This is a genomic window from Microbulbifer sp. S227A (genome assembly GCF_049800935.1).
This window is the reverse complement of sequence record NZ_JBNAFZ010000016.1, coordinates 35,571-54,564: the sequence shown is the minus strand read 5'-3', so window position 1 is coordinate 54,564 and position 18,994 is coordinate 35,571. Positions and strand designations below refer to the sequence as shown.

The following is an 18,994-nucleotide window of genomic DNA, read 5'->3' as shown; positions in this document are numbered from 1 at the left end:
TGTCTGACGACCTGACGCGCGAGGACGTGACCGCGCTGATCCTGACCGCCAAGAAAAAGCTGGGCCTTGAATGGCGTGGCATTGCCGATGCGATTGGCATGTCGCCGGTCTGGACCCATTCCGCGGCGGTTGGAATGAACGCGATGCCCGAGGACAAGGCCCTGGCATTGGCCAACTTGTTGGGTCTGCCCGAACAGGCGGTTGGGGTGTTGACGGAAAGCCCGACCAAGATCTGGCAGCAATCGGTGCCCACCGATCCCTGCATCTATCGGCTGTATGAAATCGTCGGGGTCTATGGCCCGACGATCAAGGCGCTGATCCACGAGGAATTCGGCGATGGGATCATGTCGGCCATTGATTTCGACATGCAAATTTCGCGCGTGCCCAGTGAAAAAGGCGATCGCGTCCGGCTCGAGATGTCGGGCAAATACCTGGGTTTCAACGCCTGGTAGCACGAACAAGGGGCGCCGGCGGCGTTTGATCCGCCGGCGCCCCTGTCAATTCGCCATCGCAACCGGGTCAGCCGGCAGGCTTGTCCTTGGTCGCGTCGTCGTCGGGCCGAGAACCGTTCTGATCGGTGCTGTCTTGCGGCGCGTCGCCGTCGGTTTCAGCTTCGATAAGCTCTTGTTCCGCGACGATCTCTGTCGATTCCGGGGTGTTTGCAATCAGCGGCAGGATATGCGCGCCCGTTGCGCTGCTGACTTCGTTGGTCTGGGGCGGTTTCCAAGCCAGCGTGTCGAAACTTTCGCAATTTTCGCAGACCGGCGACCAACTCGCATGGATGTGGTTGCAGTTCTCGCAGACCCATTGCGGGCCACGCGGCGCGTTCAAAGCCTTGGCGAGCCAGCCCTGCACCACGGAATCCGGTGCACCTTCTCCGCGCTCGACCGCCGCCATCAACGTCAGCGCACGAGCATCCGTCGCGGTTTCGGCCAGATCGCCAAGCGCGCGGCGGGCTTCGGGGAAATCCTCGGCCACGATGTTCAGTTCGGCCCGCACCAGCCGGGTTTCCGGATGCTGCGGGTGAATATTGGTCAGCGTGGCAAACCGTTTCACCCGGTCTTGGGCGGTTTCGGTCGGGTTGATCTCGGCAAAGGCGGCGGCCAGATCGGGATGCGGCTGGGCGTCCCATGCCTTTTTCAGCACCCGGATCGCCTTGCGTGGCTTGTCGGCTGCGATATATGAGCGCGCCGCCATCGCCGCCGCCGGCACAAGGTCGGGTGACAGGCGGTTGGCCTCGATGGCCTGTTCCTGCCCCTCGATGCCGGTGCCTTCGGCGATGATGTCCCGCGCTTCGGAGAGCGCCAGAACGGCCTCGCGCCGGGTCACCACGTCACGCGGCAGGCTGCCGGATTTCAGCTTGGCGTTCAGGGTGTTGCGCGCCCCGGCCCAATCGCGTGCCTGGGCTTGCAGCTTGAGCAGAACATCCTGCGTCTCTTCGTGGCGCGGCTTGAGCTGAAACGCCTTTTCCGCGAGCTTGCGCGCGGTTTGCGTGTCGCCTTCGGAGAGCTTCTGTTTCATGATCCCGCGAACCCCGACAAAGCGCGTGGTTTCGTCCTGGATCAGTTTTTTGTAAGTTTCCGTCGCCTTGCGCGTATCGCCTGCCATCTCGGCCGCCTGTGCGGTCAAGAGATTGGTCAAACCGGGCTTTTGCAGGTATTTCTCGGCCTTTGCGGCCTTGGACATGGCGGTCTTTGCCTCGCCCGACGCCAGCGCCAACAGACCGTCGGACAGGGCCTCGAAGCCTTTCTTCTCGCGGTTGCGGTCAAAATACCGGGACAAGGCGGTTTCGTCGCCATTGAGGAAATGCAGGGTCGCGACAAGCAGCGACAGCAGTTTCAGGCCGATCCAGACCAACACCACCAGAACCACCGCCGCCATCACCGATTGCAGCGGGCCAAGCGTGTATTCGGTTCCCGCGAGGGTGATCTGTACCCCGCCTTCGGATTCCATCAGGTAACCCGCGCCCATGGCGAGCAGCGCGATGATCGCGACAAAGATCAGTATCTTCAATAGTGACCAGAGCATGGCGGGTCCTTCAGTTGGTGTTCAGGCTGGCAGCCAAAGAGTCGGCGGCGGTGACCGCAACCTGTCGTGCATGCGCCCGGTCAACCCAGGTGCCCATCGCCGCCTGTGCGGTCTCGGGCAGCAGGGCGATATCCGACAGCGCCGCGTCCAGTTGTCCATCGGCAACGGCGGCCTCGGCACGCGAAAGGATCGCATCCGGGTCGTCGCCATCGCGCGGTTCGACCGAGCGCGCGCCAAGCTGGCGCTTGAAAAACGCGCCGATACCGCGATCTTCGTCTTTTGTTTCAGCCCGCGCCGCCGCCAGAGCCGCCCGCGCCGCCGGGGGGAAGCTGTTGTTCAAAGCGGTCAGCGTCGCAACCCCTTCGGCGGCATGTTCCTCAAGATCGGCGGGCACGTCCACACCGGCGGATTTCAACTCCTGCGACTGTGCGGCAAACGGGGCCCCGGCATCCAGCGCGGCGCGCAGTTGCGCCATCGTCGCCCGGTTGGCGGCCTGCTGCGCGGCCTTGGCGGCGTTGGCTTCCAACGCGCCGGCCTCGGCCTTGATGGCGCGTGCATCGGCGATCAGCCCCTCGACCTCGCCACGCTGGGTTGCCATCGCCTTTTGCAGGTCGGCAAGTTCCTTTTCATAGGCGGCGATCGCGGCTTCGGACACGCCTTCGTCGATCGGGCGTTTTGCCACTTCGGTCAGGCGCTTGTCCATGTCCGCGAGGTCGCCACGCAGAGCGTCGATACGCTCACCCAGCGGCGCGACCTGTGTGGTCAGATCCGCGATGCTGGCCTCGACCGGAGCAAGATCGGGGAGCTTGATCGCACCCACCTTGCCGCTGACCGCCGAAACGGCGTCGGTTTGCGCGGCAAGACCGGATTGCAGCTCGGCAATTTCGCCCGACAGGTCCTGCGAGCGCAGGAAATCGGGCAGGTAGGGGTCGATCGCATCCGAACGGGCGGCAATGAACCCGATGGTGGCGGCAACGATCCCGCCAAACAGCGCCGAGCCAAAACCGCTGCGGGTTTCGATGATCTTTTCCTTTTCGATCACGCGTTCGGCCGGGGCCAGAGCATCCTGTAGATCCTGATCGGGATCGGGGGTTGCATGGTTCTCATTGCTGTCGGGGGCGTCCGTTTCGACGTCGGTCTTGTCGGGTTCGGTCTGGCCGTCGGCGTCTTGGTCGTGTTCGGGCGTCTTTTTTTCAGCCACCGTTAATTACCCTTTCGATTCTCAGATCAATCATACCAAAGCCCACGCGAATGTTACTGTGCGCCCGGGCCACTCTCAACCCGGCAGTGCCGATGTACAAGCATTTCAACGACTGCGGCCATACTGGCGCTATTCGGCTCTGGCGCAACCGTTAGTGTCGTTTTGGCCATGCCAGACAGGGGTTCGGCGACGGCGGCGCTCATCGCGACAAGGTGCAGATGCCCGGTTTGCGGGCATTGGTTGACAAATTGCCGCGCGGTGCGGGGCGAAAAGATCGGCGCGATGACACCGGCGCTCTGGCGCAGAATCACGCGGGTTTCCTCGCCAAAGGGGAGCAGTTTCTGGGCATAGACCTGTTGCCGTGCCGTGGCACAGCCCGCGGCGTTCAGGCGTTCGGCGATCCTGCCGCGCGTATGGCTGCCGCACAGATGCAGGAGCGGGCCCGTCGATCCGGCCCGGATCAGCGCGGCAACCAGAGCGTCGGCATTCGCCCCGAGCGCACCCACCGCCCAGCCCCGTTCACCCGCCAGCCGCGCCGTCGCCGTGCCAACACAATGGGCCGGGATATCATGTGTATCGACAGATACGGCGCGTACCGCGTTGCCCGATGAGAACACCACCCCCGCGATACCGCCAAGATCGACATCCGTTCCACAGGGTTCGATCCCCAGCAGCGGGGCGACAACCGGGGTGATCCGCCGGGTCACATCACCGTGCAATTGCCGCAGGAACCGCTCGGCCTCGGGGCGCGGACGGGTCAGCAGCAAAGTTACCGTCGGATCCTTCATCAACACGCACCGGGATTGTTTGGCACCGCATAGGGTGATACCCCCCGGCGGGACAGGGTGCAATGATCGGGCCTATGGCACAGACACTTACCGTATTGGGGCTGGAGAGCAGCTGCGACGACACCGCCGCCGCGGTGGTGCGGCAATCCGCGACCGGAGCCGCCGAAATCCTGTCGTCGATCGTGTTCGGACAGACCGAGCTGCACAGCGCCTATGGCGGTGTCGTGCCCGAACTGGCGGCACGGGCACATGCGGAAAAGCTTGATCAATGTGTGCGTGATGCGCTTGTGGGCGCAGAACTGGCGCTGACGGATCTTGACGCGGTTGCGGTGACCGCCGGTCCGGGGCTGATCGGCGGGGTGATGTCCGGGGTGATGTGCGCCAAGGGGATTTCTGCCGCGACCGGCTTGCCGCTTGTGGGGGTCAACCATCTGGCCGGTCACGCGCTGACTCCGCGGCTCACGGATGGCATCGCCTTTCCCTACCTGATGCTGCTGGTCTCGGGCGGGCATTGCCAATACCTGCTTGTGCGCGGCACCGATGAATTCACCCGCCTGGGCGGCACTATCGACGACGCGCCGGGCGAAGCCTTTGACAAGACCGCGCGCCTTTTGGGGCTGTCTCAGCCCGGCGGCCCGGCGGTGCAGGCCGAGGCGGCCAGGGGCGAACCGGGGCGGTATCGCTTTCCGCGCCCGTTGCTGGACCGGGACGATTGCAACATGTCCTTTTCCGGCCTCAAGACCGCGCTCTTGCGCCAGCGCGATCAGATTGTCGCCGAAAAGGGCGGGATCACCCGGCAGGACCGGGCCGACATGTGCGCCGGTTTCCAGCAGGCGGTGGCCGACGTTCTGGCCGCCAAGACCCGCCGCGCCCTGGGTCTCTATCTCGCCGAGAACCCGTCCGAGCCGACCCTTGCAGTTGCCGGTGGCGTGGCCGCGAACACCGCGATCCGGGCCGCGTTGCAGACCGTAGCGCAGGAGGCCGGGACACGGTTCCTCGCGCCGCCGCTCAGCCTTTGCACCGATAACGCGGCGATGATTGCCTATGCCGGGATCGAACGGTTTCGCGCCGGGGCGCGGGATGGCATGGACCTCGCCGCTCGTCCGCGCTGGCCGCTGGATCAAAGCAGCCCCGCCCTGCTCGGCAGCGGCCGCAAGGGGGCCAAGGCATGAGCGTCGGCGTGATCGGCTCGGGAGCGTTTGGCACCGCGCTGGCGGTGTCGTTGGCGCAACATGTTCCGGTGACCATGTGGGCGCGATCCGCCGAACAGGCGTCGGTGATCCAGCGAGACCGGGTGAACCGGTCGCGCCTGCCGGGGGTCACGCTGCCCGATCAACTGACAGTGACATCGGAACTGGCACAGGCCGCCGAGCATGACACGGTGTTGTTGGCCGTGCCGATGCAGCAACTGCGCGGGGTGCTGGCGGATCATGCGGACCTGTTTGCCACGCGTGTTTTGGTCGCCTGCTGCAAGGGGATCGAGTTGAAAACCGGGATTGGCCCGGTTGCGGTGATGGCTCAGGTGCTGCCGCACACCCGCGCCGCGCTGCTGACCGGACCAAGCTTTGCCCATGACATCGCCCGCGGGTTGCCGACCGCGCTGACGCTGGCTTGCCGGGACGCGACCCTGGCGCGCGGGCTTCAGCAAGAGCTGACAACCGCCAACCTGCGCCTCTATCGCACGGGCGACGTGATCGGCGCGGAACTGGGCGGCGCGCTCAAGAACGTGGTGGCGATTGCCTGCGGTGCGGTCATGGGGGCCGGGCTGGGTGACAGTGCCCGCGCGGCGCTGATGACCCGCGGATATGCCGAGATGCAGCGCATGGCGCTGGCACTTGGCGCGCAGCCCGAGACGCTCGCCGGGTTGTCGGGCTTTGGCGATCTCACGCTGACCTGCACGTCGGAACAATCGCGCAACTACCGGCTTGGCCTGTCGCTTGGCCGGGGCGAGGGGTTTGATCCCCTGGTGACGGTGGAAGGGGCGGCGACGGCCCGCGCGGTTGGTGCCAGGGCCGGCGCGATGGCGCTGGACATGCCGATTACCCGCGCGGTTGTTGGCCTGCTGGACGGAAATTTGACACTCACCGACGCCATGGCAGACCTGCTCGCGCGTCCCCTAAAGGAAGAATGACATGCTCGTTGCCCTGATTGCCCGTGACAAGAAAGACGCCCTGCAAACCCGGCTCGACAATCGCGCCGCGCATCTTGCCTATATCGAGGAAACCGGCGTTGTGACGCAGGCGGGTCCGCTTCTGGGGGATGAGGGCGCGATGATCGGGTCGCTTGTCATTCTCGATGTTGCCGATGTCGATGCCGCGCGCGACTGGGCGGCAAACGATCCCTATGCCAAGGCCGGGCTGTTCGAGAATGTCGAACTGATCCCCTGGAAAAAGGTCGTCGGCTGATGGCTTATTGGTTGTTCAAATCCGAGGCTTCGACCTGGAGTTGGGAACAACAGGTGGCCAAGGGAGACTCCGGCGAGGAATGGGATGGCGTGCGCAATTACCAGGCGCGCAACTTCATGCGCCAGATGCAGCTCGGCGACCGGGGGTTTTTCTACCTGTCGCAGAAGGATCGCAAGATCGTCGGGATCGTCGAGGTCTGTGCCACCTCTCATCCGGACAGCACCACCGACGACGAACGCTGGGACTGTGTTGACATCAAGGCCGTGCGCCCCTTTGCCGAGCCGGTGACACTTGATCAGATCAAGGCAGAGGAGCGGCTTGCCGAGATGGTTCTGGTCAGGAATTCGCGCCTCTCGGTACAGCCGGTAGGCGACGAAGAATGGCGTGTCATCTGCGGGATGGGGCAGACAAAACCGGATTGATCGGGCAAGGTTTCGTCAGAGAGCAAGCGACGGAGAATGCCATGGAGTTTCTGAGCGTGATCGCCGCCGCCGCGGCGTCCTTTGTCCTGGGGGCCGTGTGGTACATGGCGCTGGCCGAGCCGTGGATGCAGGCGGCACGCATCCCGCGTGACGCCGATGGCAAACCCGAGGGCGGGCAATCACCCTTGCTGTTTGGCGCGACGTTCCTGTTGCAGCTGGTGGTCGCAGGGATGATGCGCCATGTCTTTGCGCTGACCGGGATCGATACCCTCGGCGCGGGTCTGGTGGCCGGCGGCGGGGTCGGATTGTTTCTTATCTCCCCGTGGATCGCGATCAACAACGCCTATGGAATGCGTCCGCTGCGGTTGACCGTGATTGATGGCGGCTATGCGACCCTTGGCTGCGCCGCGATGGGTGCAGTGCTGGCGCTGTTGTGAGGGATCGGCAAAGCCGCCGCGCAAACGGGGGCCGTTAATCGAAGATACCGGCTTTGGTGAAAACTCAGGGAGGGCCCGAACGTAGTCGGACCCTCCCTCTCACCCCGCGTGTTACCTACTCACCACACGCGTATTGAAATCTCAGGTCCCGACCGTCCTGGCCGTATCTGTTGCTACCCCATCCACCACCGATTCCGCAAATGCAAAGCCCGAACGATCTGTCTAAAATGCGAAACGCCCGGCACAAGGCACGGGCGTTTCGGGGTTGGGATTCTCCTGGAAATCAGCCGTAAACCGACTCTTTTCCAAAATGCTTGGTCAGCATGTAATAGATCACGGCGCGGTATTTGTTGCGCTCGGATTTGCCATAGGTCTCGATAGCCTTGTCGATGGCTTCGGACAGCGCCGGGCCGTCTTCGAGCCCGAGTTTCTTGATGAGGAAATTCTTCTTGACCGTTTCGAGTTCGGCGGGCTGCGATCCCGCGACGGTCGAGGCGTCGGCGTCATAGATCGCCGGCCCGCACCCGATGGTCACCTTGGTCAGCAGGTCCATATCCGGCGTCATGCCGCACTTGGTCTTCAGATCGTCCGCATATTGCGCAATCAAATCGTCACGTTTGCCCATCAAATAACTCCCGCATTGCAAACACAGCCCCATTGGCTCGCAGGGAGGTTAACGGCGAGAGGATGGTAAACAAAGGGGAAATATCGGCAAAGCTTCCCGTCGGCAACAATCCGGTTCTGTGCGATGCTGCCGATGCGTCAAATGCCTGCCGTTCCGGGCATTCGCGTGTTTTGCATCCCCAAAACACCATGGGCAGCATTCAGACGAATGCTGCCCATCTGCGTTCCGGTCGGAAAATCAGTAGCGATAATGCTCGGGTTTGAACGGTCCATCCGCCGAGACACCGATGTAATCCGCCTGTTCCTTGCTGAGCGACGAAAGCTTTACGCCGATCCGCTCAAGGTGCAGGCGCGCGACCTTTTCATCCAGATGCTTGGGCAACACATAGACTTCGTTCTTGTAATTGTCGCCGCGGGTCCAAAGCTCGATCTGCGCCAGCGTCTGGTTGGTGAACGACGCCGACATCACGAAGGACGGGTGCCCCGTAGCATTGCCAAGGTTCAGCAGCCGCCCCTCGGATAGCAGGATCAACCGGTTGCCGTTCGGCATCTCGATCATGTCCACCTGGTCTTTGATGTTGGTCCATTTGTGGTTCTTGAGCGAGGCGACCTGAATCTCGTTGTCGAAATGGCCGATATTGCCGACGATCGCCATGTCCTTCATCTCGCGCATGTGCTCGATGCGGATCACGTCCTTGTTGCCGGTGGTAGTGATAAAGATGTCGGCAGTGCTCAGCGCGTCTTCCAGGGTCACGACCTCAAAGCCGTCCATCGCCGCCTGCAGGGCGCAGATCGGGTCGACCTCGGTCACTTTCACCCGCGCGCCGGCACCGCTCAGCGAGGCCGCCGAGCCCTTGCCCACGTCGCCATAGCCACAGACCACGGCAACCTTGCCCGCCATCATCGTATCGGTGGCGCGGCGGATGCCGTCCACGAGCGATTCCTTGCAGCCGTATTTGTTGTCGAATTTCGACTTGGTCACGCTGTCATTGACGTTGATCGCGGGGAAAGGCAGGTGGCCCTTTTCCATCATCTGATAGAGCCGGTGCACACCGGTTGTGGTTTCCTCGGTGACGCCCTGGATCATGGCGCGCTGCTTGACGAACCAGCCGGGTGTTTCGGAAATGCGTTTTCTGATCTGGGCGAACAGCGCCTCTTCCTCTTCGGAGGTGGGCACCGCGATCAGGTCGTCTTCGCCCTCTTCGACGCGGGCCCCCATCAGGATGTACAGCGTTGCATCGCCGCCATCGTCCAGGATCATGTTCGCGCCGCCTTCCTCGAACTGGAAGATCCGGTCGGCATAGTCCCAGTATTCCGGCAGGGTTTCGCCCTTGACCGCAAACACCGGCGTGCCGGTGGCGGCGATCGCGGCGGCAGCGTGATCCTGGGTCGAGAAAATGTTGCACGACGCCCACCGCACATCGGCGCCCAGATGCACCAGCGTTTCGATCAGAACCGCCGTCTGAATGGTCATGTGCAGGCTGCCGGCGATGCGTGCGCCCTTGAGCGGCTTGCTGTCGCCATATTCCTTGCGCAGCGCCATCAGGCCCGGCATCTCGGTTTCCGCGATGTCCAGTTCCTTGCGGCCGAAGTCGGCCAGCGAGATGTCTTTGACGAGATAATCTTCGGACATTGGCCCGGGCTCTCCAGTTTGATTGCATCGATTGGCGTCGCCCTAACATCTCTTGATAGTCCCGGCAACATCGACCAAAACCCGTAGGGTACGGGTAACGCTGGAACAGGCAGCATATGGCAGGCGACGCGCTGATCGGCCGCAACAGGTTCGGCCTCTATCACATCCCCGCAGCCGTCCAGTCGCGACCGGCCGCAAGGGCGGTTCTGGCCGGACGGGTATTCGAGCCGGACACGATCGATTTCATGCGGGCCAATTGTGGCGATGGCGACATCATCCATGCCGGGACCTTCTTTGGCGATTTCCTTCCGGGCCTGTCTGCCGGCATGGCAAAGGGGGCAAAGGTCTGGGCATTCGAACCCAACCCCGGCAGCTTTGCCGCCGCGCAACAGACAGTGACGTTGAATGATCTCGGCAATGTCGAATTGCAGAACTCCGCCGTGTCCGACCGGGCGGGCGAACTGCTGTTTCAGACCCACCGCAAGGATGGATCCCCGATGGGCGGGGTCAGTCGCGTGGTCGAGGCACCGGGCCAGGGGGTCAGCGCAGTCGGGTCCGTGATGCTCGATTACGCGGTGCCGACCGCGCGCAAGGTCTCGATCCTGCAACTGGATGTGGAAGGCCACGAGAAAAGCGCGCTGCAAGGTGCTTATCACATCATCAACCTATGGCAGCCGATCCTGGTTCTGGAGTATTTCGAACAGGCCCGCTGGATCAGCCGAACCTTCCGCAACCTGAAATACCGGGCGGTTGGCAAGGTTCATGGCAATCATGTCTACGCAACCGGTCCGGTCGACATCTGACGCCGATCATCCGCCGGCCACAGGAGGGGCCGATACATGGCAGTGCAAAACCGCGCCTGGCAACGCATGCTCTCGGGGCGCAGGCTCGACCTGCTGGACCCGACGCCGGTGGATATCGAGATCGACGACATTGCCCACGGGCTGGCTTTTGTCGCCCGCTGGAACGGCCAGACGGTCGGCGATTTCGCCTATTCGGTGGCCGAGCATTCGCTGTTGGTCGAAGAGCTGTTCGTCCGGATCGCGCCCAAAGCCCCGGTCAAATGGCGGTTGGCGGCGCTGCTGCATGATGCTCCCGAATATGTGATCGGAGACATGATCTCGCCGGTCAAGGATTCGGTCGGACCGGGGTATGACGAACTGGATGCGCGGCTTGCGGCGGCCATCCATATCCGGTTTGGCCTGCCTGCCGCGCTGCCGGTTTCGATCAAGCGACAGATCAAGCGCGCGGACCGCCTGAGCGCCTGGATGGAGGCAACCCAGATCGCCGGCTTTTCCGAGGCCGAGGCCAACAGGTTCTTTGGCAAACCCGATCGCGGCCTGATTGCCGACCTTCACATCCGCCTGCGCCCGCCGGTCGAGGTGCGCCGCGATTTCGTTGCGCGCCATGACGGGCTTTTGCGGCAACTGGGCTGAGGCCGGGATTCAACCCGCGCGCCGGGCCCGCCGCATGGCCCGCACCCGCTGGCGCACGAAATACGGGCTCTCGATGAAATCGTCCGACCGGTTCAGCCCCTTGTCGGCAAAAACCTGTCTGCGTTGCGTGTCGCTCAGCGCCGGCCATTGCGCGGTTTCCGAGATGAACCCATCCCGCGCCAGCGCCGCGCCGATGACCGTATGGTCGAGTTCACCGAATGAAAGCCGGTTCGATTTTTTCTGGCTCTTGCGCAGCCATTCGGTGCGCAGCGCCGAGATCACCGTCGGGGTGGTGCCGCAGAAATGCCGGACGTTTTCCGCCAGCAGGTTGGTTGAGCGCGATTGCCGCCGCAGGATCATGGCGACCGACTGGTCGGGGCGGCCGACCATCGCATATAGATGCACGGCCGAGCCATCGGCGGCGACCACCTTGCGCGCCGCTTTGTAGCGGGCGACCTGGGTGGCGAGGTCATGCTGCTCGGGGTGAAAGATGTCATAGCCTTCGGCCCGCAACAGCGTTTCCATGTGCTCTTCGCCAAGCAACCCGCCCTTGCCCAGACCCAGGGCCGAACGCGACAGGTAAATCTTGTCCGGGCCGTCCGGTGCGATGTCCTGCGCGAAGCCGGAATGGATGGCGTTGCGGAACCGCTCGGTTCCGGCGGTGATCTTGCCCAGGCCAAAGCCCTGGCCCGGCACGATCAATTCCTCGACCTGCACGGGATCGGCGGCGACACGTATTTGCAGGCCGGGGGCCATCATGTCGAGAAAACCGGTCTGGAACCCGCGCAGGTTCTCGCCGGAACGGGGCCGCTTGGGGATGAACAGGATGCCATCGACCGGTTGATCGAGATGCGCCAGCGCCCAGAGACGCGAGGTGCTCTCGACAAGGAAGTGGCCGAAATGTGCCCACAGGACCCCGCCCCACAACCAGCGGCCTGTCAGCTTCTGCACCGGGCCCCCGGGGAGGGTCGGTTCGGTTGTCAGGGGGCGAAACTTGCGCCACAACGCGCCGTGGGCGCAATAGGCACCGTTGCAGTCCAGAATGCCGGCGGCCTGCACGAAGCCGTTCTCGACCGGGGGCAGCACGGTGGCATCCGTGAGCTGTCTGATCTCTTCCGACCAGCCGCCCTCGGGCAGGGGTTGGCTCTCTGCCGATCCCGGCATCGCTATCGCGGGCTGCGCTTGGCCAGGATACGCTGCAAGGTACGCCGGTGCATGTTGAGCCGGCGCGCGGTTTCGCTGACATTTCGGTCGCACAGCTCATAGACCCGCTGGATATGTTCCCAGCGGACGCGATCCGCGCTCATCGGGTTTTCCGGCGGTGGCGGCAATTCATCGGTCTTGGCAAGCAGGGCATTAGTGATGTCGGTGGCATCCGCGGGCTTGGACAGGTAATCGGTCGCGCCGATCTTGACGGCGGCAACGGCGGTGGCAATCGCTCCGTAACCGGTCAGAACCACGACCCGGCTGTCCGGGCGCTTTTCACGCAGAACCTCGACAACATCCAGCCCGTTGCCGTCTTCGAGCCGCAGATCGACCACCGCATAGGCCGGCGGTCTTGCGGTTGCAATCGCGCGACCGGCGGCGACCGATGACGCCATTTCGATGTCAAAGCCGCGCTTTTCCATGGCTTTTGCCAGCCGCCTGAGAAACGGTTCATCGTCATCCACGAGCAACAACGACTTGTCGGGTCCGATCTCCTGCTGTGCTGGTTCCGCCATAAGGTTCCTCCCCCGGACAGTTTTTCTTATTGTGTCCGACGAGTATTAACAGCGGTCCGCCAAAGGTCAAACGCTGTGTCGGAATTACATGTTATCGACAAAGCAGCCGATTGCATCCGCCATGTCATCCGATGTCATGTCACGGCGGAAAAACTCGACAAAGCCCTGTTCCGGCAACACCAGGTAGCTGAAGGTCGAGTGATCGACCAGGTAATAGTCATCCTCGGCGGGGTGGGCCTTGTAATAGGTCTTGAAGGCCTGGCTAGCGGCTTTCACCTGTTCCGGCGAGCCGGTCAGGCCGATCATCCGCTCGTGCAGGTTCGACGCGAAATCTCCGACCACCTCGGGGGTGTCGCGGGCCGGGTCGATCGAGATGAAGACCGGCGTGACCGTCTTGCCGCGCTCTTGCAGGATGTCGATGGCATCGGCGTTGCGCGCCACGTCCAGCGGGCAGACATCCGGGCAGAAAGTATAGCCGAAATAGAGCAGCGCGGGTTCGGTGATGACATCCTTGTCGGTCACCGTCTCGCCATTGGCATTGACCAGCTCGAACGGGCCGCCGATCTGGTCGGCCCCCCCGGCGATCTGGCTGGCGCGGCACTGGGCGAACCGGTCTTCGGTGCGGCCGCCGATCATGGTCGCGACCCAGATACCCCCGACAAGCGCCGCCAGAACGACGGCAGCGATGATCGCATATTGACGTGACATGGCGGGGCGACTCCGGGGCTGATGTGGTTGACGTTTCGACGCGGACTCCTATCAACTTAGTCAGCCGTTGCAACCAGTCAGGGGGGGCAAGATGATCGCATCCGAAGTGGGCCTGCTGCATGGCCGCCCGCGCAGCACATGGATTCGGCTGCGCACGATGATCCTGTTGCGGTGGGTGGCCATCGCGGGGCAATTGGCGGCGATCACCACGGCGACGCAGTTCTTTGGCCTGCAGCTTGAAATGGGCCTGTGTTTCCTGACGGTCGGGATCTCGGTGATCGGCAACCTGGTGGCGATTTTCGTTTTTCCCGAGAGCAAGCGGCTCTCGGAATTCGAGAATTTCATGATGGTCCTGTTCGACCTGCTGCAACTGGCGTTCCTGCTTTACCTTACCGGAGGGCTGAGCAATCCGTTCGCGCTCCTGCTCTTGGGGCCGGTCACGATTTCGGCAACGGTACTGGGGTTGCGTTCGACGGTGCTGATCGGCAGCAGCGCGATCATCCTCGTGACGTTCCTGGCGATGTTCAACATCCCGCTGCGCACGGAATTCGGACTGATCCTGCGCATCCCCGATTTCTTCATCTTTGGCAACTGGGCGGCGATCATCATCGCGATCATATTCATGGGGGCCTATTCGCGGCGCATCAGTTCGGAAATCCAGTCGATGAATGACGCGCTAGTTGCGACACAGATGGCGCTCTCGCGCGAGCAGAAGCTGACCGATCTGGGCGGCGTCGTTGCCGCCGCCGCGCATGAGCTTGGCACGCCCCTGGCGACGATCAAGCTGGCCAGCAGCGAGTTGGTCGAAGAGCTTGAGGACACTCCCAGCCTGCGCGAGGACGCCGTGTTGATCCGGGAACAGGCGGATCGGTGCCGCGACATCCTGCGGGACATGGGCCGCGCGGGCAAGGATGACCTGCACCTGCGGCAGGCACCGCTGACGGCGGTGATCAACGAGGCCGCCGAGCCGCATATGCATCGCGGCAAGTTCGTGCATTTCGAAGAAGGGCTCGATCTTGACGAAAACCTGCCGCAGCCCTCGGTGTTGCGCAAGCCCGAGATGATCCACGGGTTGCGCAACCTCATCCAGAACGCCGTGGATTTTGCCCGCGCGAATGTCTGGATCGAGTCGACCTGGAGCCAGAACATGATCTCGGTCAGGATCATGGATGACGGGCGCGGCTATCCGCCGCAGATGATCGGCCGGATCGGCGATCCCTTCGTGCGCCGCCGCCGCACCGAATCCGACAGCAAGGCCCGCCCGGAATACGAGGGCATGGGCCTGGGGCTGTTCATCGCCAAGACCCTGCTGGAGCGCTCGGGGGCCGAGTTGAGTTTCGCGAATGGCTCGGACCCCTATCACAGCGGCATCGGCAAGAGCGAGCGGCGGGGCGCGATTGTCGAAGTCGTCTGGCCGCGCCACAAGATCGACGCGCTTGTTGGAGAGAATGCGATACCGATCGGCCGCAACCAGCCGATCAAGATCTAGCGCGAAACGCCCTCGCCTTGCAGATAGGCGGAGATGGCGGCCTCGGTGCCCTTGGCGTTGATCATGCTGAGCCAACCGTCAAAGGCTTCGGCAAAGGGGGTTTGCGTGGCAAGGTCGCCGTAATATTGCTCCATCTCCAGCCAGGCGCGCGGTCGCTTCCGGGCCTTTTGTGCGGTCGTATGCAGGGTTTCCCAGTGCGGATCGTTGGGGTCGACGCTGCTGCCATCCTCGCGGGTGCCCTGACAATAGCGCGCCCAAAGCGCGGAGACCAGCGCCAGCCCGGTGACCGGCGCGCCGCTTCGCAGCCCGTCGCGGATACTCGGGATGACAAAACCGGTCTGCCGGCTGGACCCGTCAAAGGCGACGCGGCGGGTGGTATCGGCAATCTCGGGATTGGAGAACCGCCGGTCGATCAGGTCGAGATATTCAAGCGCGGTGAACCCCGGAACCGGCGCCACATGGCGGGCAACCTCGTCGGTCATGACCTTGCGCAGCAATCCCCGGATGGCCGGGTTTTGCATCGTTTCGGCGATCGAATTGATGCCAAGTATCTCTCCCGGAACGGCGATGACCTGGTGGCCGCCATTCAGGATGCGCAGCTTCATCGTCTCGAAATCATGCACCCGGTCGGTAAAGGTTGCGCCTGTTTTGTCCCAATCGGGCCGCCCGTTGCAGAAATCGTCTTCGATGACCCATTGGCGGAAATTCTCATGCGTGACCGGGGCGGCGTCGGCGATGCCGAACCCCTTGACCAGTTCCAGTTCCCTGGGGCCGGTGGCGGGCACGATGCAATCGACCATCGCGTTGGGAAAGGAACAGTTGTTGTCGATCCAATCGGCCAGGTCGGGATCGCTCAGCCGGGCCAGTCCCACAACCGCCTGCCGCAGGACCGCACCGTTGCCTTGCAGGTTGTCACAGCTCTGTCCGGTGAACGGCCCGGCGCCGGTGGCGCGTCGCTGTTTCAGGGCGGCAACCATGGCACCGAACGCGGTTCTGGGGCTGTCGGGATGGGCGGCGTCATGCACGATGTCGGGATGTGCGGTGTCAAAGGCACCGGTCACGGCGTCGATGTAATAGCCCCCTTCGGTCACGGTCAGCGCGACGATACGGATCGCCGGATCGGTCATGGCCTTGATCAACGCGCCGTTGCCGTCCTCGACCGGCAGGAAATCGATCATCGAGCCGCAGATCTCGGCGGACATGCCGGCGGGGTCCAGTTCGACCAGCGTTGTCAGGCAATCCTGCGCGATCAGCCGGTCCCGGGTCACGGCATCATTGCGGCGCACGCCGGCACCGATGATCGCCCAGTCATGGCAGAGCCCGAGGTCAAACAGGCGATGCAGATACCATGCCTGATGCGCGCGGTGAAAATTGCCCAGGCCGATGTGAACGATACCGGCACTCAGCGCCTTGCGGTCATAACCCGGCACGCGCACCCGGTCGGGCATCCGGCCCAGGGCGGCGTTCGAAAGGGGGATCAGCTCATCCATTGTCCACCATCCACGTTATAGCATTGGGCCACGATGTAGTCGGCTTCATCCGTGGCAAGGAAAACGGCCATCCCGGTCAGGTCATCGGGGCTGCCCATGCGGCCAAAGGGAACGGCGCGCGCGACTTCGGCCTTTTTCTGACCCGGGGGTTTACCCTCGTATCTGGCAAAGAACGCATCGACCCCGTCCCAGTGATCGCCATCCACCACGCCTGGTGCGATGGCGTTGACGTTGATGCCATGTGCGATCAGGTTCAGCCCCGCCGATTGGGTCAGGCTGATCACGGCGGCCTTGGTCGCGCAGTACACGGCAACCAGCGGCTCGCCGCGGCGGCCCGCCTGGCTGGCCATGTTGATGATCTTGCCCCTGATCCCCGCGTCGATCATGTGCCGCGCCACCGCCTGAAGCGTAAACAGCGGCCCGGCGACATTGATGCCAAAGCTGTGGTCGTAATCGGTGCGGGTGATTTCGGTGATCGGGGCGGCGGTAAAGATCGCGGCGTTGTTGATCAGGATATCGATCTGCCCGAACGCCGCGACGGTTTCGGCAACCGCCTGATCGATGCTGGCCTGCTCTGTCACGTCGAGCCTTACCGCGATCGCCGCCTCGCCAAGAGCGGCAGCGGTCTCTTGTGCGCCTTGCATGTTGATGTCGGCAATGGCAACACGCGCACCCTCGCGGATATAGGCCGTGGCAAAGGCGCGCCCGATTCCGCGGGCGGCACCTGTGATCAGGGCTGTCTTTCCAGCCAGCCGTTTCATTCGATCCTCAGCCCCTGCGCATCGAACTTGTGCAGCTTGTCCATCTGCGGGGTGATATGGATCGTGTCGCCATGGCGGACCGGGATGTCGCCGCTGATCCGCACGGTGACCAGATCGGCAAGGCCGGTTTCGTGCACGTGAATGAACGTGTCCGACCCCAGGTGTTCGGCAACGCCCACCACACCTTTCCACATGCCGTCCGAGGTGCTGACATCCGCATGTTCCGGGCGAATGCCGATGGAATGTGCGCCATGCTTGGCCGCTTCGGGGCCGCTGATGATGTTCATCTTGGGCGATCCGATAAAGCCCGCGACAAATTCGTTGCGCGGCTTGTGGTACAGCTCCAGCGGCGATCCCACCTGTTCGATGATCCCGGCCCGCAGCACCACGATCTTGTCGGCCATGGTCATGGCTTCGACCTGGTCGTGGGTCACATAGATCATCGTGGTTTTCAGACGCTCGTGCATCTCGCTGATTTCCAGCCGCATCCCGACCCGCAGGGCGGCGTCAAGGTTGGACAGCGGTTCGTCGAACAGGAAGGCCGAGGGTTCGCGCACGATCGAGCGCCCGATGGCGACCCGCTGGCGCTGACCGCCCGAGAGCTGCCCCGGCTTGCGGTCCAGGTAGTCGGTCAGGTTCAGCGCCTTGGCGGCGGCTTCGATCCGGCGGTTCTGCTCGTCCTCGGGCATCTTGGCCATTTTCATCGGAAAGGCGATGTTCTTGCGCACCGACATATGCGGATAGAGCGCATAGGACTGGAACACCATCGCCAGGCCGCGCTTGGCCGGGGGCACGTTGGTTGCGTCCGCGCCATCGATGGCGATGGTTCCGCTGGTCATGTCCTCGAGCCCGGCAATCAGCCGCAGCAGGGTCGACTTGCCACAGCCCGAGGGGCCGACAAAGACCGTGAATTCGCCGTCTTCGATGGTCAGGTCAAGCGGGGGAATGACCTGGACGTCGCCGAAGGATTTGGTCACTTGGTTGAGCTGGATTTGTCCCATTGGTCAGTTTCCTTATTTCACGGCGCCAAAGGTCAGGCCGCTGACGAGTTGCTTCTGGCTGAACCAGCCAAGGATGAGGATCGGCGCGATGGCCATGGTCGAGGCGGCGCTCAGCTTGGCGTAGAACAACCCCTCGGGGCTGGAATAGCTGGCGATAAAGGCCGTCAGCGGTGCCGCCTTGGCCGCCGTCAGGTTCAGGGTCCAGAACGCTTCGTTCCAGGCCAGGATGACATTCAGCAGCAAGGTGGATGCGATGCCCGGAATGGCCATCGGGGTGAGGATGTACAGCACTTCTTCCTTGAGCGTTGCACCATCCATCCGGGCGGCTTCGAGGATTTCACCGGGGATTTCCTTGAAGTAGGTATAGAGCATCCAGACGATGATCGGCAGGTTGATCAGCATCAGCACGATCGTCAGGCCAAGCCGGGTGTCCAGCAGCCCCATCTTGATGAAGATGAGATAGATCGGATAGAGCACACCGACCGCCGGCAACATCTTGGTGGACAGCATCCAGAGCAGGATGTCCTTGGTGCGCCGCGAGGGCACAAAGGCCATCGACCAGGCGGCGGGAACCGCGATGATGATGCCGAGGATGGTCGAACCGCCGGCGATGATGATCGAGTTCCAGAGATAGCGCGCATAGTCAGAGCGTTCGAGGACGGCGGTATAGTTCTCCATGGTCCAGTCGAAGGCGAGGAAGACCGGCGGATCCGCGATGGCGGTTGCTTCGGTCTTGAAGCTCGTCAGGATGGTCCAGAGGATCGGAAAGAAGATCAGCAGTCCAACCGTCCAGGCGGCCGATGTGTTGATGATCTTGCGTCGGGTTGTAACGCCACGTGCCATGTTTTCC

General features: G+C 63.0%; 21 protein-coding genes. 9 read left to right on the top strand and 12 right to left on the bottom strand.

The genetic code is table 11. From position 1 onward, the window contains the following. Nucleotides 1-11: 11 nt before the first annotated feature. Nucleotides 12-452: a cyanase gene (gene cynS / locus ACP15R_RS23740; protein WP_424988446.1), complete on the top strand. Its 441-nt coding sequence runs from the start codon at nucleotides 12-14 to the stop codon at nucleotides 450-452. A 67-nt stretch (nucleotides 453-519) separates the two neighbouring features. Here cynS and ACP15R_RS23735 read toward each other — a convergent pair whose 3' ends face one another. The 3 genes from ACP15R_RS23735 to ACP15R_RS23725 are packed head-to-tail and all read right to left on the bottom strand — an operon-like array spanning nucleotide 520 to nucleotide 4,017. Further along, nucleotides 520-2,028 (bottom strand): heme biosynthesis protein HemY, encoded by a 1,509-nt coding sequence (locus ACP15R_RS23735; RefSeq protein WP_424988418.1) that lies wholly within the window; start codon nucleotides 2,026-2,028, stop codon nucleotides 520-522. Between the two features lie 10 nt (nucleotides 2,029-2,038). Further along, nucleotides 2,039-3,229: a COG4223 family protein gene (locus ACP15R_RS23730; protein WP_424988417.1), complete on the bottom strand. Its 1,191-nt coding sequence runs from the start codon at nucleotides 3,227-3,229 to the stop codon at nucleotides 2,039-2,041. 53 nt (nucleotides 3,230-3,282) lie between these two features. Beyond that, nucleotides 3,283-4,017, bottom strand: coding sequence for a uroporphyrinogen-III synthase (locus ACP15R_RS23725; protein WP_424988416.1), 735 nt, complete (start codon nucleotides 4,015-4,017; stop codon nucleotides 3,283-3,285). 74 nt (nucleotides 4,018-4,091) lie between these two features. On the opposite strand from ACP15R_RS23725, the gene tsaD reads away from it, so the two are divergent. From tsaD to ACP15R_RS23700, 5 genes are read left to right on the top strand one after another with little or no spacing between them, the layout of a single operon-like run. Continuing rightward, complete coding sequence (tsaD, locus tag ACP15R_RS23720; RefSeq protein ID WP_424988415.1) at nucleotides 4,092-5,189, top strand: tRNA (adenosine(37)-N6)-threonylcarbamoyltransferase complex transferase subunit TsaD; 1,098 nt, start codon at nucleotides 4,092-4,094, stop codon at nucleotides 5,187-5,189. Next, on the top strand, nucleotides 5,186-6,148 hold the full coding sequence (locus tag ACP15R_RS23715; RefSeq protein WP_424988414.1) for an NAD(P)H-dependent glycerol-3-phosphate dehydrogenase: 963 nt from the start codon (nucleotides 5,186-5,188) through the stop codon (nucleotides 6,146-6,148). Before tsaD ends, ACP15R_RS23715 begins: the two co-directional genes overlap by 4 nt. 1 nt (nucleotide 6,149) lies before the next feature. After that, complete coding sequence (locus tag ACP15R_RS23710; RefSeq protein WP_424988413.1) at nucleotides 6,150-6,422, top strand: YciI family protein; 273 nt, start codon at nucleotides 6,150-6,152, stop codon at nucleotides 6,420-6,422. Further along, a complete protein-coding gene (locus ACP15R_RS23705) occupies nucleotides 6,422-6,844 on the top strand; it encodes an EVE domain-containing protein (RefSeq protein WP_424988412.1) in 423 nt (140 codons plus the stop codon). Before ACP15R_RS23710 ends, ACP15R_RS23705 begins: the two co-directional genes overlap by 1 nt. A gap of 41 nt (nucleotides 6,845-6,885) precedes the next feature. Then, nucleotides 6,886-7,281, top strand: coding sequence for a DUF1761 domain-containing protein (locus ACP15R_RS23700; protein ID WP_424988411.1), 396 nt, complete (start codon nucleotides 6,886-6,888; stop codon nucleotides 7,279-7,281). Between the two features lie 283 nt (nucleotides 7,282-7,564). On the opposite strand, the gene ACP15R_RS23695 is transcribed toward ACP15R_RS23700, so the two are convergent. After that, nucleotides 7,565-7,906: a DUF2853 family protein gene (locus ACP15R_RS23695; protein ID WP_424988410.1), complete on the bottom strand. Its 342-nt coding sequence runs from the start codon at nucleotides 7,904-7,906 to the stop codon at nucleotides 7,565-7,567. A gap of 237 nt (nucleotides 7,907-8,143) precedes the next feature. Continuing rightward, entirely contained in the window at nucleotides 8,144-9,538 is a 1,395-nt protein-coding gene (gene ahcY, locus ACP15R_RS23690; protein ID WP_424988409.1) for an adenosylhomocysteinase, read from the bottom strand. Nucleotides 9,539-9,654: 116 nt separating this feature from the next. On the opposite strand from ahcY, the gene ACP15R_RS23685 reads away from it, so the two are divergent. Beyond that, nucleotides 9,655-10,341 carry an FkbM family methyltransferase gene (locus tag ACP15R_RS23685; RefSeq protein WP_424988408.1) on the top strand — a complete coding sequence of 229 codons (687 nt, stop codon included), beginning with the start codon at nucleotides 9,655-9,657 and terminating at the stop codon, nucleotides 10,339-10,341. A 36-nt stretch (nucleotides 10,342-10,377) separates the two neighbouring features. Then, nucleotides 10,378-10,974, top strand: coding sequence for an HD domain-containing protein (locus ACP15R_RS23680; RefSeq protein WP_424988407.1), 597 nt, complete (start codon nucleotides 10,378-10,380; stop codon nucleotides 10,972-10,974). A gap of 9 nt (nucleotides 10,975-10,983) precedes the next feature. On the opposite strand, the gene ACP15R_RS23675 is transcribed toward ACP15R_RS23680, so the two are convergent. From ACP15R_RS23675 to ACP15R_RS23665, 3 genes are all read right to left on the bottom strand, one after another. Next, the gene (locus ACP15R_RS23675) at nucleotides 10,984-12,138 is read right to left on the bottom strand and encodes a glycosyltransferase 61 family protein (protein WP_424988406.1); all 1,155 of its coding nucleotides are present in this window, start codon (nucleotides 12,136-12,138) and stop codon (nucleotides 10,984-10,986) included. A 2-nt stretch (nucleotides 12,139-12,140) separates the two neighbouring features. Next, nucleotides 12,141-12,695: an ActR/PrrA/RegA family redox response regulator transcription factor gene (locus ACP15R_RS23670; protein WP_424988405.1), complete on the bottom strand. Its 555-nt coding sequence runs from the start codon at nucleotides 12,693-12,695 to the stop codon at nucleotides 12,141-12,143. An 84-nt stretch (nucleotides 12,696-12,779) separates the two neighbouring features. Beyond that, entirely contained in the window at nucleotides 12,780-13,403 is a 624-nt protein-coding gene (locus ACP15R_RS23665) for an SCO family protein (protein WP_424988404.1), read from the bottom strand. 91 nt (nucleotides 13,404-13,494) lie between these two features. Here ACP15R_RS23665 and regB point away from each other — a divergent pair, with 91 nt between their 5' ends. After that, nucleotides 13,495-14,892 (top strand): sensor histidine kinase RegB, encoded by a 1,398-nt coding sequence (gene regB / locus ACP15R_RS23660; RefSeq protein ID WP_424988403.1) that lies wholly within the window; start codon nucleotides 13,495-13,497, stop codon nucleotides 14,890-14,892. On the opposite strand, the gene ACP15R_RS23655 is transcribed toward regB, so the two are convergent. Genes ACP15R_RS23655 through ACP15R_RS23640 form a run of 4 tightly spaced genes read right to left on the bottom strand, consistent with a single transcriptional unit; the run spans nucleotide 14,889 to nucleotide 18,987 of the window. Continuing rightward, the gene (locus tag ACP15R_RS23655; protein WP_424988402.1) at nucleotides 14,889-16,382 is read right to left on the bottom strand and encodes a mannitol dehydrogenase family protein; all 1,494 of its coding nucleotides are present in this window, start codon (nucleotides 16,380-16,382) and stop codon (nucleotides 14,889-14,891) included. The genes regB and ACP15R_RS23655 overlap by 4 nt on opposite strands. Continuing rightward, a complete protein-coding gene (locus ACP15R_RS23650; protein ID WP_424988401.1) occupies nucleotides 16,370-17,143 on the bottom strand; it encodes an L-iditol 2-dehydrogenase in 774 nt (257 codons plus the stop codon). The genes ACP15R_RS23655 and ACP15R_RS23650 overlap by 13 nt, the downstream gene beginning before the upstream one ends. Then, nucleotides 17,140-18,144, bottom strand: coding sequence for an ABC transporter ATP-binding protein (locus ACP15R_RS23645; RefSeq protein WP_424988400.1), 1,005 nt, complete (start codon nucleotides 18,142-18,144; stop codon nucleotides 17,140-17,142). The genes ACP15R_RS23650 and ACP15R_RS23645 overlap by 4 nt, the downstream gene beginning before the upstream one ends. A 12-nt stretch (nucleotides 18,145-18,156) precedes the next feature. Beyond that, nucleotides 18,157-18,987 carry a carbohydrate ABC transporter permease gene (locus ACP15R_RS23640; RefSeq protein ID WP_424988399.1) on the bottom strand — a complete coding sequence of 277 codons (831 nt, stop codon included), beginning with the start codon at nucleotides 18,985-18,987 and terminating at the stop codon, nucleotides 18,157-18,159. Nucleotides 18,988-18,994: the final 7 nt, after the last annotated feature.